The following is a 17,261-nucleotide window of genomic DNA, read 5'->3' on the forward strand; positions in this document are numbered from 1 at the left end:
ATCTCCCCACGGAGAGAGACATGGCAGAACGCCTGAATAATGACTTTCAATTCCTGGATGTCGCACGCCAAGATCCAGATAAAAAAGAGATTGATGTCCGCAAAGCAGAATTTGTGGAAATTTATAAGCCTTATACCGCGGAAATTGCAGCCAATCAGACACATCGCTGCCTCGGCTGTGGTAACCCGTATTGTGAGTGGAAATGTCCGGTACATAACTACATTCCAAACTGGTTAAAACTGGTGTCTGAAGGCCGTTTGTTCCAGGCGGCTGAATTGTGTCATCAGACCAATACTTTGCCGGAAGTTTGTGGTCGTGTCTGTCCGCAAGACCGTCTGTGTGAAGGGGCGTGTACTCTCAACGACGGTTTCGGCGCGGTGACGATCGGGAATGCAGAAAAATATATCAACGACACCGCCTTTGCTTTGGGCTGGCGTCCAGACATGTCTAATGTGCAATGGACCAATAAAAAAGTCGCGATTATCGGGGCAGGTCCTGCAGGACTTGGCTGTGCGGATATTCTGGTGCGTAATGGGGTAAAACCTGTAGTCTTTGATAAACGTCCAGAAATCGGTGGTCTGCTCACCTTCGGTATTCCAGAATTCAAAATGGAAAAAGATGTGATGAAACGCCGTCGTGAAATCTTCACAGGTATGGGTGTTGAATTCCGTCTAAATACTGAAATTGGTACAGATGTCACTATCGACCAGTTACTGGCTGACTACGATGCTGTATTCATGGGTATGGGTACATACACTTACATGAAAGGTGGCTTCGCGGGCGAAGATCTGGATGGTGTTTATGATGCGCTAGACTTCCTGATTGCGAATGTCAATCGTTGTCAGGGCTGGGAAAAAGATCCGGCTGAATATATCAGTGTTGAAGGCAAGAAAGTCATCGTTTTAGGCGGTGGTGATACTGCCATGGACTGTAACCGTACTTCGATCCGTCAAGGTGCTGAATCGGTGGTCTGTGCCTATCGTCGTGATGAAGAAAATATGCCAGGTTCACGTCGTGAAGTACAAAATGCACGTGAAGAAGGGGTGAATTTCCAGTTCAACCGTCAACCGATCGAAATTGTCGGTGAAAATGGCAAAGTAACTGGGGTGAAAGTGATCAGCACTCAGCTGGGTGAGCCGGACAGCCGCGGTCGCCGTAGTCCAGAGCCGATTCCGGGTTCAGAAGAAATTCTGCCGGCGGATGTAGTTCTACTTGCTTTTGGTTTCCGTACCAGCCCAGCAGACTGGTTCACCGATGTGGAAATTAATCTGGATGGTTCAGGTCGTGTGGTTGCTGCTGAACAGCAACAATACAAATTCCAGACTTCAAATCCAAAAATCTTCGCTGGTGGTGACATGGTTCGTGGTTCTGATCTGGTGGTAACTGCAATCTGGGAAGGCCGTCAGGCAGCTGAAGGGATTCTGGATTATCTAGATGTTTAACAGTTGAAAATTCACTGAAATCATTCAAACAACCCGCTACGGCGGGTTTTTTATTTTTGGATATTGTCTAACTTAAAGAGAGGCCATTAAAAAGATTATAAAAAGTAACAAAACTTTAGAAAATACTGTTTAAAATCAAATTAATTATATAAATATTAATAAAGAATTGAGGACAAGATATCATGCGTGTATTCAAACAATCTCTTATCGCCTTGATGCTGGCCAGTACCTTGACCCTGAGTGGCTGTGGCTATAATACCTTGCAAGTCAAAGATGAAGCAGTAACGGCAGCCTGGTCGGAAGTTCAGAACCAGTATCAGCGCCGTGCCGATCTGGTACCTAATCTGGTCAATGTGGTCAAAGGCTATGCCTCGCATGAAGAGCAAGTTTTAACTGAAGTGACCCAAGCACGTGCCAATGTTGCCGGTTTAAAAGTAGATCGTGAAGTGCTGGAAGATCCTGAACTGTTTCAGCGCTATCAGGAAGCGCAGGCCCAGATGACCAGCGCCTTGTCTCGTCTTTTAGCCGTCACTGAGAATTATCCAGATTTGAAAGCGAATCAACAGTTCCGTGATTTACAGGTACAGCTGGAAGGGACTGAAAACCGGATTGCTGTGGCACGTAACCGTTATATTACCACAGTACAGGACTTCAACTCTTATGCGCGTCAGTTCCCACAAGTCATGACCGCCAAAGTGATTGGCATGGACACCAAACCGAACTTTAGCGCCGAGCAAAGTGCACAGAAAGCTCCAACGGTTTCCTTTGAATAAGTATCCCCTTATAAAATAAACGAGAGATCATATGTCTGAGATTCTGCTGAAATACTGTGCTGGTTTGATTCTCATGCTGGGCATGGGAATAACCACGCTTGTTTCAGCAGAAACGGCCACGGCTACAGATACTGAAGAAGTCATTGTAGCCCGTGAAATCTTACAACCTAAAAATAATCAAAATACTCCAGCCCAAAATACAGAAACTGCAGCAGTCTCACAGCCACAAATTGCCAATAACATGGCTGAAGGGCAGCTTCAGCGCGACTTACCCAGCCTGAATGAACCGGTCATTGATCAGGCAAATTTACTTAGTCCCGCTGAAAAACAGCAACTCACTCAGCGCATTCTAAAACTTTATAATGAAGGCAAAGGGCAAATAGGTGTAGTCATTGTTCCGACCACGGGGCAGGAAGATATTTTTGATTATTCCATGCGTGTTGCTGAAGCCTGGCAACTCGGTTCAGCCAAACGCGATAATGGTTTATTGATGACCATTGCCATCAATGATCGCCGTATTCAAATTCTGACTGGTTATGGTCTGGAAGGGGTGCTGCCCGATATCGTGGCAGGCCGAATTATCAATGACAAGATCACGCCGTATTTTAAACAGGCTCAATATGCGCAGGGGATCGACTCAGGACTGGCTGAAATAGAACGGATTTTAAATCTTGATCCTGAAATTGCAGCACAGGCAGCCGATGAACTGAAGGAACGTCAGGAACAGGCTTATCAGGCACAAAAAGCCAGTAAGGCAACGTTCAGTAGCGTGCTGTTTATTGTTGTTGCTGGGGTCGTCTGTTCCATGATTTTTGGCAGAAAACTCAGCGCTGCAACTGCCGCAGTTGCAGGCACAGCTGCCGGTCTGGTCAATGGCATGGGTTTAATTGCCAGTTTAATGATTGGTGCCGGGGTATTCTTTTTATTGGTCACTTCACTGGCCCAGCTGATTTTACATGCCTTTATGGCAGGTGGTGGCCGCGGCGGTAGTGGTCGTGGTGGTTTTGGGGGCGGCGGCTTCGGCGGTGGCGGTGGTGGATTTGGTGGGGGAGGAGCATCAGGCTCATGGTAACAACGACAGATACGACAGAGATTGTCACGCAGCCGAAGCTGGAAGAACATGCGCAGCCGAGCTTTAAGCGCTGGCTCAAGCATTTCTTTTATATGCCGGCAACCAAGCGTTTTTTTTCCAAGCAGGATCAGCATGCAATTGGACTGGCAGTAGAGGAAGCCGAGCATGGGCATGTTGGGGAAATTCAGGTAGTAATTGAAGGCTGTCTGCCTTCACGATCGGCTTATTATCAAGATACTTTATGTCGTGCCCGGCAACTCTTTGCTGAACTTGGGGTTTGGGATACAGAATATAATAGTGGTGTATTGCTGTATTTGAACCTCTGCGAGCACAAGGTGGAAATTGTGATTGATCGTGGAATTAAGAATGCGACGACCCAGCAAGTCTGGGATGAAATCTGCCAAAATATTATTCAGAATTTAGTCCAGCAGCAGTTTAAAGAAGGGGTAATCGAAGGAGTGAAACAGATTGGAAAAGTTTTAGATCAGTATTACGATCGAAAAATAGATGATTTAGAGAATGAATTGGGGAATAAACCGATAATTATGGGGTGATTTTAGTCAACTAACTGACATTTTTTGTCAGTTAGTTACACAAAATAAAACACAATGATTACAAAAATAAAAATATTTTTTTTAAAGTGCTGTTTTTTCTGTTAATTTTATTATAATAAAACTTGGCACACTTAGTGCTAAATATAAAATTAAGCTAAATGAGCTTTTTTCTTTAGGCTTATAAATAAACAAAAAACATTTGTGGAGAATGTTATGAACACTATGCAAAAGGGTTTTACCCTTATTGAATTAATGATTGTTGTAGCAATTATCGGTATTTTGGCTGCTGTTGCGATTCCTGCTTATCAAGACTATACAAAACGTGCAAAAGTTACAGAAGGTATTGCTCTTGCAGCTGCTGCTAAAACTACAGTAGTAGAGAATGCAGCGAGTGCTGCAGTATATAACTTAGGATATTCAGCGCCAACTGCGACTAAAGATGTCAAATCTGTTGCAATTGATAATGATAATGGTCAAATTACTATTACTTATGCGGCTCCTGTCCAAGATGATGGTACAATTATTTTACGTCCATATACAGGTCCAGCAGGAACACCAGTAGCTCTACCTGACTCTGATGCAGCAGGAGGTTATACTCCACCTGCCACTCAAATTAATTGGGCATGTGGTGCGTTAGGTGCAGTAGCTCCAGCCGTTGCAGGTACTTTAGCATCTAAATTAGCACCATCAAATTGTCGTTAATTTAAGCTTAAAAAAAGACTGGTTTACCAGTCTTTTTTTATGTCTATTTTTATTCTCTGAGTATTCCTATGAAAAGTAAATGCGTTAGATTTTTTCTATGGCACTTTTTCATATCTATTTGTATAGCCATTATCGCCCTGCTTTGGGTATTTAATATTTGGTATCCGAGCCCATTGGCAAAAGCGACTGGTATTTTAAAAATATTTTTCATGCTTTTAGTAATTGATGTAATTCTTGGTCCTCTTTTAGGTTGTGTTGTTTATAAAGAAAAGAAAAAGAGCTTAAAATTTGATTTGGTAATTATTTTTTTACTGCAGTTTTCAGCACTTATTTATGGTCTGTATTCGATTTCACAAGCTCGTCCAGTTTGGATTGCTTATAATGTAGATCGTTTTGAACTTATTCGTGTCAATGATCTTATAACAGATGGTTTTGAAAATACTTATGCTGAATACCGATATCCAACGTGGTTAAAACCTAAATTTGTAGGTGTTGAAATTTCAAAAAACATTGAAGAAAAAAATCAAAATTTATTTGAAGAAGTATTGGGAGGTATTTCAATTGCACAGCGCCCAGAACGCTATGTCGACCTCATTGTGGTCAAACCACAAATACAAGAACGTGCACAAGACCTTATGCAATTAAAGCAGTTTAATGAAGCAGCTCAAGTTGAATCTATTTTAGCAAAATACCCAACAGCGAATGCATGGTTGCCTTTAAAAGCCAATGCGGAAGACATGGTGGTGCTAGTCAATAAAGACACCGCGGAAGTCGTCAAAATCGTCGACCTCCGTCCTTGGAACTAAACAAAATAAAATGACCCAAGCAGATTACCCGTTAATCTGCTTTTTTGTTTATCATGTGCCAAACTTCTACCGCCTGATATTTCCATGAAATTCATGCTTGCCCTCATCGCAGCAATTTTAATCTCCCTTGCCTGGCTGATGCCTGTGCATTACCGCCCATGGGTCACTTATACAGGTGAGCTTTACGCATTCTTTGCTCTATTTGCTGTCGCTGCGGTCTGCCTAAAAGAAAAATTGAAATCACCTGTCATCAGTTTACCCTTGTTGCTACTCGCCTGTGTGCCTTTTATTCATTTACTGGCAGGGCAGGTTTTCTTCTTTAGCACTGCCATGATGGGCTTTATTTTTGTCTTTAGCTTTTGGCTCGCAAGTGTGCTGGGTTATAACCTTTCAACAGGAAACTATAACCGGGAAGAAACCTTTACCAACCTTAGCTATGTGTTTTTAGCTTCAGGAACGATTACGGGTCTAATTGCGCTGTGTCAATGGACAAATCTAGATGCAATATTGCCAGGCATGGTGAATATCAGTGGCAATCAGCGGCCCTATGCTAATTTCGCTCAGCCAAATAATATGGCAACTTTTTTAGTCATGACATTGATGAGCTGCCTGTACCTTTATGAAAAGAAAAAAATCCAGACCAAGTGGTTATTTGCCTACGCTGCAGTAATTGTTATGGGAGTGGCTTTAAGTCAGTCACGTACTGCCTGGGTCGCTGCAATTGTAATCATGTTGTATTTAGCTTTCTATCAATATAAAGGTATTATTCGCCTGAAATGGTATTACAGCACCGCTTGGTTCATCTTCTTTATTTCCTGTATTGTGGCTTTTCCATTACTCAGTCAGTTAGCTGCACAAGTAATGGATGCGGACGTAGTTCAAAGCCGGGATGTGGTAGCGCGTGCCACCGGCGATATGTCACGCCTCGCAATCTGGCAGCAGATGCTGGCAGCCATTCAGGCGCAGCCATGGTTTGGCTATGGCTGGTATCAGACCAGTGTGGCTTTTGTCTCGATTAGTGATACCGTGCAAGGTCCGGTTTGGATTCGTAGCGCACATAATTTTATTCTGGACTTTTTGCTCTGGAACGGCTTAATTATTGGACTGCCATTTCTGGCGTACTTTGGTTATCTGGGCTATCAGTTACAACGCTGGGTGAATACGCCAGAATCAGTGATCGGTATTCTCATGATGGGGGCTTTTCTTACCCATGCCATGTTTGAGTTTCCACAGCATTATGCCTATTTCCTGCTGCCAGTCGGTTTTATTCTGGGTACGGTTCTGGCACAAAATCCAAAAATTAAAATAATAGTTATGCCATCAATCGGCATGAAATTCATTTTTACTGTCGGATTGCTTTTATTGATTGTGATTTATCGCGACTATGATGTTGCGGTGCCAAAACTTGGACAAAGTATTCGTTATGAAAAACAGCCGGAAAAAATCACCAATGAAAAACCAATTTATCTGCTGACCGAGTTTAATCATCGTATTGCCTGGATTCGTTTAAATCCTTATAGCGAAGCATCTGCTGAGCAGATTAAGGAAGGTGAACAGATGGTGTTAACTTACCCGACCAAATATAATCTGATCAAATATGCCAAACTTTTAGCTTTTAATGGCAATGAGGTGGAAGCCAAGCACCAGCTGCAACGCTTAAAGACCATTCAGAAAACTGAAATGAGTTATGAAGAATTAACGCAAGATATGCCACGCTAAATACAAAAAAGCCAGCAGATGCTGGCTTTTTTAATTTAATTCTAGCTTTAGAGCTGACTTTGAATATAGTTTTCGATACCAATACTTTCGATCAGATCAATTTGTGTCGTGGTCCAATCCAGATAATTTTCTTCTTTCTCTAGAATTTCCTGAACCAGATCACGCGTCACATAATCCATTTGGGTTTCAGCCAGTGCGACAGCTTTCTGGATGGCTTCAATATTCTCTTTGACTTTGCGCACATCACAATGCAGCACTTCTTGAGTATGCTGACCGATATACAGTTTGCCCAAATTTTGTAAATTCGGCAGACCTTCCAAAAATAAAATACGTTCAATAATTTTATCGGCATGTTTCATCTGAACAATGGATTCTTTATATTCTGCCGAGCCCAGTTTCTCAATGCCCCAGTCATTAAACATGCGCGAATGCAGGAAATACTGGTTAATGGCAGTTAAGTGGTGATACAACACCTGATTGAGCTGATTAATCACATCACGATTGCCTTTCATCGCATAACTCCATTTGGACCTGTTTTATCTTTCTAAGAAAGCGCTCTAATCCTGATAGTAAAGCAAGTCAGGGGCAAATGGCGAGTAATTTATCAAATCAAACGTAAAACCTCGTTTTCAAGGCAGGGATATAAATGAGTGACCTAAGCCATACGACATGAAATGTCGTTTCAAATTAACATTTTTAACTTTGGATATTCTATTGGTTATTTTCATTGATAAAATAATCGCATGAAAATACTTAAATTACGCATTAAAGATAAACATTCTAAGATATTAGAGCAATTAGCATCTGAAGTGAATTTCGTCTGGAATTATGTCAATGATTTAAGCTTTAAACACCTTAAAAGAAAAGGTGAATTTCTCAGTGCTTACGATATTGCTGAATATACGAAAGGTACATCTAGGCTTTGTGGGTTACATAGTCAAACCATTCAGGCTGTTACCGAAGAATTAGTCATACGCAGAAAGCAATTCAAGAAGACCAAACTAAAATGGCGGGTCAGTCATAAGAAATCAGCCAGAAGATCACTAGGTTGGATACCCTTTAAGAAAGTAGCAATCAAGTATGCTGATGGCCATATCCAGTATGGCAAGCATCAGTTTAAAATATGGGATAGCTATGGACTGTCAAATTACAGTATCAAGACTGGTTCGTTTGTCGAGGATGCGCGTGGCCGCTGGTATGCCTGCTTAGTTGTGAATAGCCCTAAAATTGAGAAATCGACTGCGACTAATTTGATTGGGATTGATCTGGGCTTAAAGGATATAGCCACTTGTTCGGATGGTACGATAATTTCAAATCCCAAGTTCTACCGTCAATATGAACAGAAATTAGGGATTGCTCAACGAGCTAAAAATAGAAAACGTGTCCGTGCATTACACGCCAAGATTGCAAACTGTCGTAAAGACCATTTGCACAAAGCAAGTACGATGCTTATAAAGAAAAATGCACTAATTGTTGTAGGCGATCTGAGTGCGAAAAAACTGGTGAAAACCAAGATGGCGAAGTCTGTTCTGGATACCGGATTTTCAGCATTCAAGACCATGCTCAAGTATAAATGCGAGAACGCAGGAGTATGGTTTGAAGAAGTTAGTGAAAGTTTCACAACCCAAATGTGTTCGTGCTGTGGTGAGGTCACTGCAAGCAGTCCGAAAGGTAGAGCAGATTTGCGAATAAGAGTATGGGAATGTGAAAACTGTTCAAGTGTTCTGGATCGGGACTTGAATAGTGCTAAGAACATACTTGCGCTTGGGCATAAGCGTCTCGCAGGAGGAATCAGCTCTATTTAGAGAGGTGAGGATGTCAAGGAACAGCAAATGAAAATCGACATCGAATCGATCCAGACTCAGATGAGTGGCAATAAAAACCCGCCAGAGTCAAAGGCGGGGGAGGAGTAATGACCAAAGATCATTGTTTTTTCATTATGCTTATAAGGAGAAATATTTTGAATTTATGCTGCAACGGCCAGCCGTGCTGCAATTTGTGAAACTTCATCACTGATGATCATACGGGCTTCGGGTGCACAGCGGCCACAGCAAGTTCCCAAGTCCAACATATCGCGAACATCACGATAACTTTCAGCGCCATTTGCAATAGCATCTTTAATGTCTTGATCTGTAATGCCACGGCATAGACAAACGTACATAGGACACAACCACAATGATTAAATAAGATAAGTAATATTATTGATAATTGTTATCGTTTGTCAATAAAAATCATTTGAAATAGCTTTTATCACGATTGATGATTTAGATAAAAAATTACCATCTGAGCGGAAATCTAAGTACTGCTCAGATTTCCGCACAAGAGTGATTTGTGAATTAGAGTTAGATATTAAAGGCTGGTGATTGAGTGATTTTTATAACTTATTGATTAATGATGATAATCCCATCCATTTCAACCAAGGCATCTTTAGGCAGGCTGGCGACACCTAAAGCAGCACGTGCTGGATAAGGCTGGGCAAAATACTCACCCATAATCTGATTGACCAGCTGGAAGTGCGATAAATCGGTCAGAAAAATATTCAGCTTGGCGATATCTGCCAAAGAACCACCAGCGGCTTCACAGACTGCTTTTAAGTTATCAAACACCCGGCGAATTTGAGCTTCAATGCCTTCAACCAGTTCCATACTATAAGGATCCAAGCCAATTTGACCTGATAGATATAAGGTATCACCCACTAAAATAGCTTGCGAATAAGTGCCAATCGCAGCAGGGGCATTTTCAGTATGGATTACTTGGCGGGACATTAATTTCTCCTTTTATCATCGACATACATCATATTCGATCAATTCGGCCGATCAAAGCACTATCGTTTTAAATGATTAACTCGCTTTAGAAGCTTCACTGAAAACGACGGGCTGAGCCAGACGGATAATTCGCGGGAAACCGAAATACATGCGTAAATCCCGGATAATCTGTGCAATCTGTTTACGGTTATGCACCACGATATTGACATAGGTTTTGTCATCCTGAGTACGCACCATTTCCACCCCGGAATGTGCTTTACGGCATTGGTAAATCAGGTCGGAAATCTGCTCGTCATTCATGTCCAGGTCAATACTGAGGTAGGCAGTAAAGCTGATATCTTCCAGATCATCAGAGGTCCACTGCAACAACATGATATTTTCTGGATGCTGATTCTGTTCATGCAGCAGGTTATGGCAGCGCGCACGATGCACAATCAGACCACGACGGGTCAAATGACCCTGAATCGGATCACCCAGCACAGGATTACAGCAATGGGCATATTTGACATCGACACCTTCTGTTCCCTGAATCAGACGGTCTGAACTGGCAATATTTTGATGCTGATCTTGGGCAAATAAATGGTTGGCCACCAGTTGCGGTAATAAATCACCGACTGCAATCTGTTCAAACAGCTGTTCTTTGCTGGAAACATGGCGCCATTCTAGGAGGTTTTTCCAGTCTGCTTCAGTCAGATCGCGAATGGAACGATGAAACAGTTTCAGTGCACGATTGAGTGCCTGTTGTCCGACCAGACGCTGCTCATCTGGATCCTGATCGCGCAGAATATTCTGAATAGCACGACGAGCTTTCTGGGTATTAATAAAACTGAGCCAATCTGGGTTCGGAGTCGCAAGGACATCAGTAATGATTTCGACTACCTGACCACTGACTAAAGGCGTTGAAAGCGGCTTGGTTTCATTATTAATTTTTGCACCAACCGCATGGTTGCCTAGGAATAAACTCGCGGCATAAGCAAAGTCGACCGCCGTGGCGCCTTGCGGCAATTCATGTAAATGACCGTGCGGGGTATAGACCCAGATTTTTTCTTGGTGCAGATAATCGAGCAATTCACTAAAAGTGGTTTTGGCACATTCACCATCGACCAGGACATTCAGATTCTGCATAGATGCCTGAATTGCTGAGCGGCAGGCCTGCGGGGCACTTTCACCAAGCACAACGCCAAAACGTGCTGCTTTACGCATGAGTTCGGTTTGAATGGTGAGTGATAGGGTCGTCTTTTCGCCTTTTAAGCGCATCATCAAGGACTGGTTGCCACCCGGTAATGGACGGCGGATATGATCTTCATAACTCTGGATTTTAAAACTTTGCGTCAGAATTTCTGCAAGTCGGTCACAATCAGCGATGCTCTGTAAAATAATCTCAAAAGCATGGCTGTGAGTTAATTCTTGTAGATCGATATCATTTTTAACGAAGTGGCGCAGTAGTTCAATATTGTTATTTTTCTTCTTAATCCGGCCTTGAATGGCATTCTGGTGCAGCAGTTCGGTCAGGTTTTTTTCCCATTTTGCTTGATATTCACAGCGTTTGGGCTTGGTTTCCAGTAGAGCGGCCTGCACATTGTTATACATGTCTAGATCTAGATTCTGATAACAAAGATGTTCCAGGTTGTCAGCCATTTCATTCATGCCGACAATGCGTGCCATCGGAACAAAGATTTCAAAGGTTTCGCGGGCAATACGTGCCCGTTTGTCTGGACGCAGTGCATCCAAAGTAGTCATGTTGTGATAACGGTCGGCCAGTTTCACGATAATGACACGTGGATCTTGTAGAGTCGCTTGCAGAATTTTCCGGAAAGAAGCCGCTTTATTATATTCTTTATCGCTCGAATGACTGAGTTTGGTGACACCATCGACCAGTTCAGCGACGGTAAAACCAAAAATCTTGCTAATATCATCTTTGTTAAATTCGGTATCTTCAATCACATCGTGCAGCAGGGCGGCCATTAAGGTTTCAGTGTCCAAACGCATATGCGCCAAGATACAGCTGACCGCAATCGGATGCAAAATATAAGGTTCACCACTTTTACGCACAATCCCGTCATGCGCCATATCTGCATAATCACAGGCCGCAAGCACACGTTCGACATCGCTTTCACTTAAATACGCATCGATAATGAGCTCTAACTGCTGCTTGGCTTGACTGACCTGTGGGCCTGGCATAACACACCTTTTCAACTGAATTTTTTACAAATAAAACCTGAAAGCATTCTAGAAATTTGAATTTCCTGGCTTGATGGTTTTTTGCTGCTATAGAGCAGAAAACCAATACAAACTTGATAGCTAACCCTTATGTTATAACCGTTCTGGCATAAATATAAAAGTCACATAACAAAAAAAGCCTAGTTTAGAACTAGGCTTTTTGAGTGACGATCTCTTATTGGAAAGAAAAACCGTCTAAGTTTAGATTATTTGCAGAAAGTGCAAGATCCAGACTTGATGTTTGATAGTCTTGATCACGTTGTTTCAAAATGTCTTTTGATACATGACCTGAAGCGATTTCACGTAAAGCAACAACAGTCGGTTTGTCATTGTCCCATTCTACAGTTGGTTCAATACCTTGACGTGCCAATTGACGCGCGCGCTTGCTTGCCACTAGTACAAGCTCAAAGCGGTTGTCTACATGGTCTAAACAATCTTCAACGGTGACGCGTGCCATAAGAATTCTCGTTTGAATAATAAATTTTAACAGACTGCACAGTATAAAAGGCTTTGTCTATAGACTCAAGTTTTAATCACTGTTCAGTTGGTGTGATCAGTTTTTGAATCAGTTTTTCATGACGGTTGGCTTGCTGGCTCAGCACCAAACGATTAGCAATAATCACCGCTTCCAGGTCATGCAGCGCCTTATTAAAGTCGTCATTAATAATGATATAGTCAAAGTTGCTATATTGTTGCATATCTTCTACCGCGCAGCTCAGACGGTGTTCAATCACATCCACAGCATCAGTACCACGGTTAGACAGGCGTTCACGCAAGTCGAACTGGCTTGGTGGCAAGATAAAAATTTGTTTAGATTCAGGAAAAAGTCGACGAACCTGCTGTGCACCTTGCCAGTCAATTTCCAGTAGCACATCATGACCTTTGGCCAGTTGCTCTTTGACTGTGGCTTGCGCAGTACCGTAGTAATTACCAAATACTTCGGCGTATTCGATAAAACCACCTTCATTGACCAGATTTAAAAAATCTTCTTTATTGGAGAAATGATAGTGCACGCCATCGAGTTCGCCAGGTCGTTGACCGCGTGTAGTGTGTGACACAGAAACGTGAAGATTGTTGACACGCTCAAGTAGGGCTTTAACAAGGGATGTTTTGCCTGTTCCAGACGCTGCAGAAACGACAAACAAGAGACCCGACATGATATTTTTCCTGATATGATAAAATATCTTCTCTATTTTAGAGTAGAGCGGCTTTAAACTAAATAGTTGTCAGTCGATTGTTTACATTTATTTCAATTGAACCGCTAAAAATGGTGTGAGTATTGAGGATTCTATGGAAATTGTTTTAGCCAACCCACGTGGTTTCTGTGCTGGTGTAGATCGTGCCATTGCGATCGTGAACCGTGCCCTAGAATGCTTTAATCCACCGATTTATGTGCGGCATGAAGTGGTGCATAACAAATTTGTGGTCGATGACCTACGTCAGCGTGGTGCGATTTTTGTCGACGAACTCGACGAAGTTCCTGACGATAATATCGTGATTTTTAGCGCACATGGTGTTTCTAAGGAGGTACAACAAGAAGCTGAACGCCGTGGTTTGAAGGTTTTTGATGCGACTTGTCCATTGGTGACTAAGGTGCACATTGAAGTGACCAAATATGCCCGTGAAGGTGTAGAAGCGATCCTGATTGGTCATGAAGGCCATCCGGAAGTTGAGGGCACCATGGGGCAATATGACAAAAAAAGTGGTGGTGATATCTATTTAGTAGAAGACGAAGAAGACGTTGCTGCACTTACAGTACATAATCCTGAAAAAGTCGCCTTTGTCACGCAAACGACTTTATCAATTGACGATACAGCGAAAGTGATTGATGCCCTTCGCCAGAAATTTCCGCTGATTCAAGGTCCACGTAAAGACGATATTTGCTACGCTACGCAGAACCGTCAGGATGCAGTGCGCGATCTGGCTGAACGTTGTGATGTGGTTCTGGTAGTAGGCTCACCAAACTCGTCTAATTCAAACCGTTTACGTGAGCTGGCGGAACGTATGGGGAAAGCAGCTTACCTAGTCGATAATGCTGATGAACTCAAACAAGAATGGTTTGAAAATAGCTCTCAAATTGGCGTAACTGCAGGCGCATCTGCACCTGAAATCCTGATTAAACAAGTCATTCAACGTTTACAGGATTGGGGGGCAAAAGCGCCTAAAGAGCTGGATGGACGGGAAGAGAATATTACCTTTAGCCTACCCAAAGAGTTACGTATTCCTGTAACACAGGCTTAGAGTGTTAACTGTTTAACATTCTGTTTCTTATTTAAAAATAAGCAGATAACTGGAAAATGACAGTTATCTGTTTTTTTATGCCTTTTATCTGCTCTGTGTAGGTTTTGTAACTTTAATGCGTATTATTTTAACTGGGCCAAAATTTTGCCTGGGGGAGAGTATGCAGAAAAATAAAGGATTCACTTTAATTGAGCTGATGGTGACGATTGCGGTATTGGCAATTATGGCGACGATAGCTGCTCCTTCTTTTGGGGATTTGATTGCAAAACGACATTTAGATACCTCAATTCGTGAGCTGTCTTTGGTGTTAAGTGATGCGCGAGCACAAGCTACAACTTTAAGAAAAAATGTGACAGTAAAATTTGAAAGTGGAACAAACACAGCAGAAATTCTTTATTGGATACCCAAATATGACGATGTGGATTTGAATTCAAACGCCAATGATGTTGATTTTTCTGATGTTGCCTATAATTCAGTAGGTATTCCACGGCAGAGAACAAAAACAATTGATAATGAAAATTATGATAAAGATCAAACTACAGATCTAACCACCATACCACCCACTAATCCACCAACAGTGGAAGTTTTATTACCGCTTAAATTTGAGTTATGTAATTCAAAAATAAAACAAAGTCGCACTATTACACTTTCAATGAATGGCACCGTGGAAAAAATTGAATTAGGGGTGTGCTCATGAATAACATGAATACGCAAAAAGGTGTTGGCTTAATAGAGGTCTTGGTTGCCTTGTTATTGTTAGCCATAGGTATTCTAGGTTTTGTTGGGTTGCAATTAAGAGCAGTGGATGCAGCAAATGAGGCAACAGATCGAACCATTGCAATCAATATAGCGCGTGATTTAGCTGAAAGAATGCGAGTGAATAAATCGGAATTGGCTGAGTATAAAACGGCGATCAATGCGAAGACTAAAAAAGATGGTTGCGTTGGAAGTGTACAAAGCTATGTACCGAATTGCTCTAGCCAAGTTATGGCTCAGTTTGATGCGAGTCAGATTACGCAAAAGGCAGCAGAAGTGGGACATGTAGTTAAAATCAATAATTGTGTCGGTAGTAGCCTGAATTGTATTTATGTAGCTTGGGGTGACACCAATATAGAAAGTAATTTGAACGCTTGTATTGATTCTTCAACTGGGGCTTACGTAGCAAATTCTAAGTGTTTAGTTATGGAGGCTTTTTAAAATGAATTTAAATAAAAAGCTGTTTTTGTATTCTAAACAAGGTGGTTTCACACTTTTAGAGTTAATGATTGCACTCAGCTTAGGGCTTGTTGTTAGTGCAATTGCTATTCAGTTGGCTTTAACAGGGCAAAAAGGTGTATCTACTCAACAGGCACTTTCTGATTTGCAGAATGATTCACTTTTTGGCTTGGAAACATTTGTACGTGAAATACGTTTGGCTAACTTAAATGCGGTTGAGCCGATGATCAATGACAGGGTTCTGCACGGGGGAATAGTGTTGGACGCACGCAACTACACCCAAAAATTTAAAAATGGTGAGGATGGTAAACCTACTACAACTTTAGATATTACACTTAAAAATGCTTTGTCTGAGGGTGCGGTAAGTAATTCATCTAACTTAGTGGGGCAAGCTAGTGACCAATTGGTGATCCAATATAAAAACTCAATGGGAAATCAATTTGACTGTGAAGGTCGCCAAATTACGAAAGATGCTTATGTGGTGCAGCGTTATTTTTTAAGAAATGATAGCAATAGAAATGACCCGAATAAACCATTGGTTTTGGCATGTACAGCTGCTAGTTATACAGGAGATGAGCCAACGGAAATTGATTTGTCTGGTAATGGACAAATTATGATTCCTAGAGTGGATCACTTAAGCATTCAGTTGGTTGTTGCAAGAGATGGAATGAATAAGGCTTGTTCTGCTGCTGCAGCAGCAGATGGGCAGTTGGATTGTTTTGGTCAAATTTCAATTGCCGATTATAAGAATCTTGCTGCTACAGAGAAACCACAGATTGTTGCAGTCAAAGTAGGGTTGTTGGTTCGCTCGAATAATACCGTGGGAAATAATGACTTATTTAATGCCGATAAAGAATATCAAGTTTTGAATACCCGAGCGAAATTGAATCCACATGACAAAAATAAGTTGTATATGCGAAATGTAGTTACACAAACCATTGCGATACGTAATGGTTTTGGCATCGCGAAGTAAGGAGAGGGAAATGAATGTACTAAAAGTAAATCATAGACGCTCTCAAAATGGTTCAGTACTTATTGTTGTATTGGTGATGCTGATTGTGATTGCAATTGCGGGTACATGGGCAATTCGTTCCAGTATTACTTCTTTAAATATTTCAACGAATGCGCAGGCAAGTTCATTATTGGTTCAAAACAGTGATTCAGTATTTTTTACTTTAGAGAACAAAACCAGTAATGCTTTGCAATTTGCTCAAATGCGTATTGGTGATGGTATGTTGGCTTATGCGTTACGTCCTGAAAATAAAGGTAAAGAATTAGTATTTTGTGTGCGAGGTAATGTGACAGATAACTTTTCTGGGAGTCGTATTGCCAGTTCTGTGTATTGGCAGAATAAGAAAATTGTAAATACAGAATTGGGACAAAATGGTTTTTGTCAAACAACTCGTGGTGATTTTATTAGTGGTCGTCAAGCTGTAATGACTCAAGTCACTGTGCGTGCAGCAGATACGGATCGAGATTGGGAACACATGATGGAAGGCGATGACAAAGAAAGTTCAAAGAGTACGGGAATTCAGCACGTGGTGATTACGGCAACCTCTTTACTTCCAAATTTAAGTTCAGCCAGTGTTCAGCAGGTCAATAATTGTTTGAAAAATCACACCAGCTTTGTTGATCCTTTGGCTGATAACGATACCGTTACTGATTGTTTGGCAAGAAATAACGTTCCATATAGTACTCAAGATATGGAATACAGCTTACGAACACTAAAAGCATCCTTGTAGGAGATGAAGA

Annotated in this window: 19 protein-coding genes; 13 read left to right on the forward strand and 6 right to left on the reverse strand. The window is 41.7% G+C overall.

Going from position 1 to position 17,261, the window contains the following annotated elements; translation table 11 throughout:
- Positions 1–20 precede the first annotated feature (20 nt).
- The 7 genes from ACIG3F_RS02365 (at position 21) to ACIG3F_RS02395 (ending at position 7,068) form a co-directional block, all read left to right on the forward strand.
- Positions 21–1,442, forward strand: a complete 1,422-nt coding sequence (locus tag ACIG3F_RS02365) for an FAD-dependent oxidoreductase (protein WP_396469218.1) — start codon at positions 21–23, stop codon at positions 1,440–1,442.
- Positions 1,443–1,624: 182 nt separating this feature from the next.
- Positions 1,625–2,215 (forward strand): LemA family protein, encoded by a 591-nt coding sequence (locus ACIG3F_RS02370; protein WP_005108521.1) that lies wholly within the window; start codon positions 1,625–1,627, stop codon positions 2,213–2,215.
- Positions 2,216–2,246: 31 nt separating this feature from the next.
- The gene (locus ACIG3F_RS02375) at positions 2,247–3,287 is read left to right on the forward strand and encodes a TPM domain-containing protein (protein ID WP_396469221.1); all 1,041 of its coding nucleotides are present in this window, start codon (positions 2,247–2,249) and stop codon (positions 3,285–3,287) included.
- Positions 3,281–3,841, forward strand: a complete 561-nt coding sequence (locus tag ACIG3F_RS02380; protein WP_396469223.1) for a TPM domain-containing protein — start codon at positions 3,281–3,283, stop codon at positions 3,839–3,841. The genes ACIG3F_RS02375 and ACIG3F_RS02380 overlap by 7 nt, the downstream gene beginning before the upstream one ends.
- A gap of 213 nt (positions 3,842–4,054) precedes the next feature.
- Positions 4,055–4,543, forward strand: coding sequence for a pilin (locus ACIG3F_RS02385; protein WP_396469225.1), 489 nt, complete (start codon positions 4,055–4,057; stop codon positions 4,541–4,543).
- 68 nt (positions 4,544–4,611) lie between these two features.
- Complete coding sequence (gene tfpZ, locus ACIG3F_RS02390) at positions 4,612–5,349, forward strand: TfpX/TfpZ family type IV pilin accessory protein (protein WP_180071981.1); 738 nt, start codon at positions 4,612–4,614, stop codon at positions 5,347–5,349.
- 84 nt (positions 5,350–5,433) lie between these two features.
- Positions 5,434–7,068 carry a Wzy polymerase domain-containing protein gene (locus ACIG3F_RS02395; protein ID WP_396469227.1) on the forward strand — a complete coding sequence of 545 codons (1,635 nt, stop codon included), beginning with the start codon at positions 5,434–5,436 and terminating at the stop codon, positions 7,066–7,068.
- Positions 7,069–7,115: 47 nt separating this feature from the next.
- Here the strand turns inward: ACIG3F_RS02395 and bfr are convergent, their stop codons facing one another.
- Complete coding sequence (gene bfr / locus ACIG3F_RS02400) at positions 7,116–7,580, reverse strand: bacterioferritin (RefSeq protein WP_005101322.1); 465 nt, start codon at positions 7,578–7,580, stop codon at positions 7,116–7,118.
- 231 nt (positions 7,581–7,811) lie between these two features.
- Here bfr and ACIG3F_RS02405 point away from each other — a divergent pair, with 231 nt between their 5' ends.
- On the forward strand, positions 7,812–8,873 hold the full coding sequence (locus ACIG3F_RS02405) for an RNA-guided endonuclease InsQ/TnpB family protein (RefSeq protein WP_396469229.1): 1,062 nt from the start codon (positions 7,812–7,814) through the stop codon (positions 8,871–8,873).
- A 161-nt stretch (positions 8,874–9,034) separates the two neighbouring features.
- On the opposite strand, the gene ACIG3F_RS02410 is transcribed toward ACIG3F_RS02405, so the two are convergent.
- The 5 genes from ACIG3F_RS02410 to gmk all read right to left on the reverse strand — a co-directional run bounded on the left by ACIG3F_RS02410 (position 9,035) and on the right by gmk (position 13,210).
- Positions 9,035–9,229, reverse strand: a complete 195-nt coding sequence (locus tag ACIG3F_RS02410) for a bacterioferritin-associated ferredoxin (RefSeq protein ID WP_004644972.1) — start codon at positions 9,227–9,229, stop codon at positions 9,035–9,037.
- Between the two features lie 220 nt (positions 9,230–9,449).
- Complete coding sequence (locus tag ACIG3F_RS02415) at positions 9,450–9,833, reverse strand: RidA family protein (protein ID WP_086044403.1); 384 nt, start codon at positions 9,831–9,833, stop codon at positions 9,450–9,452.
- Between the two features lie 75 nt (positions 9,834–9,908).
- Positions 9,909–12,014: a RelA/SpoT family protein gene (locus ACIG3F_RS02420; RefSeq protein ID WP_396469232.1), complete on the reverse strand. Its 2,106-nt coding sequence runs from the start codon at positions 12,012–12,014 to the stop codon at positions 9,909–9,911.
- Between the two features lie 214 nt (positions 12,015–12,228).
- Complete coding sequence (gene rpoZ, locus ACIG3F_RS02425) at positions 12,229–12,510, reverse strand: DNA-directed RNA polymerase subunit omega (RefSeq protein ID WP_004281186.1); 282 nt, start codon at positions 12,508–12,510, stop codon at positions 12,229–12,231.
- A 76-nt stretch (positions 12,511–12,586) separates the two neighbouring features.
- Positions 12,587–13,210, reverse strand: coding sequence for a guanylate kinase (gene gmk, locus ACIG3F_RS02430; protein WP_004281187.1), 624 nt, complete (start codon positions 13,208–13,210; stop codon positions 12,587–12,589).
- Positions 13,211–13,343: 133 nt separating this feature from the next.
- Between gmk and ispH the strand changes: the two genes are divergently transcribed.
- From ispH to ACIG3F_RS02455, 5 genes are all read left to right on the forward strand, one after another.
- The gene (gene ispH, locus ACIG3F_RS02435) at positions 13,344–14,294 is read left to right on the forward strand and encodes a 4-hydroxy-3-methylbut-2-enyl diphosphate reductase (protein WP_396469235.1); all 951 of its coding nucleotides are present in this window, start codon (positions 13,344–13,346) and stop codon (positions 14,292–14,294) included.
- A 160-nt stretch (positions 14,295–14,454) separates the two neighbouring features.
- Positions 14,455–14,991 (forward strand): Tfp pilus assembly protein FimT/FimU, encoded by a 537-nt coding sequence (locus tag ACIG3F_RS02440; protein ID WP_247143133.1) that lies wholly within the window; start codon positions 14,455–14,457, stop codon positions 14,989–14,991.
- Positions 14,988–15,491, forward strand: a complete 504-nt coding sequence (pilV, locus tag ACIG3F_RS02445) for a type IV pilus modification protein PilV (protein ID WP_005248333.1) — start codon at positions 14,988–14,990, stop codon at positions 15,489–15,491. Before ACIG3F_RS02440 ends, pilV begins: the two co-directional genes overlap by 4 nt.
- 1 nt (position 15,492) lies before the next feature.
- Positions 15,493–16,482 carry a PilW family protein gene (locus ACIG3F_RS02450; protein WP_396469238.1) on the forward strand — a complete coding sequence of 330 codons (990 nt, stop codon included), beginning with the start codon at positions 15,493–15,495 and terminating at the stop codon, positions 16,480–16,482.
- 10 nt (positions 16,483–16,492) lie between these two features.
- On the forward strand, positions 16,493–17,251 hold the full coding sequence (locus tag ACIG3F_RS02455; RefSeq protein WP_396469240.1) for a hypothetical protein: 759 nt from the start codon (positions 16,493–16,495) through the stop codon (positions 17,249–17,251).
- The last annotated feature ends 10 nt before the right edge of the window (positions 17,252–17,261 follow it).

The sequence above is a fragment of the Acinetobacter sp. NPDC052428 genome (assembly GCF_044547685.1).
GTDB lineage: Bacteria > Pseudomonadota > Gammaproteobacteria > Pseudomonadales > Moraxellaceae > Acinetobacter > Acinetobacter lwoffii_G.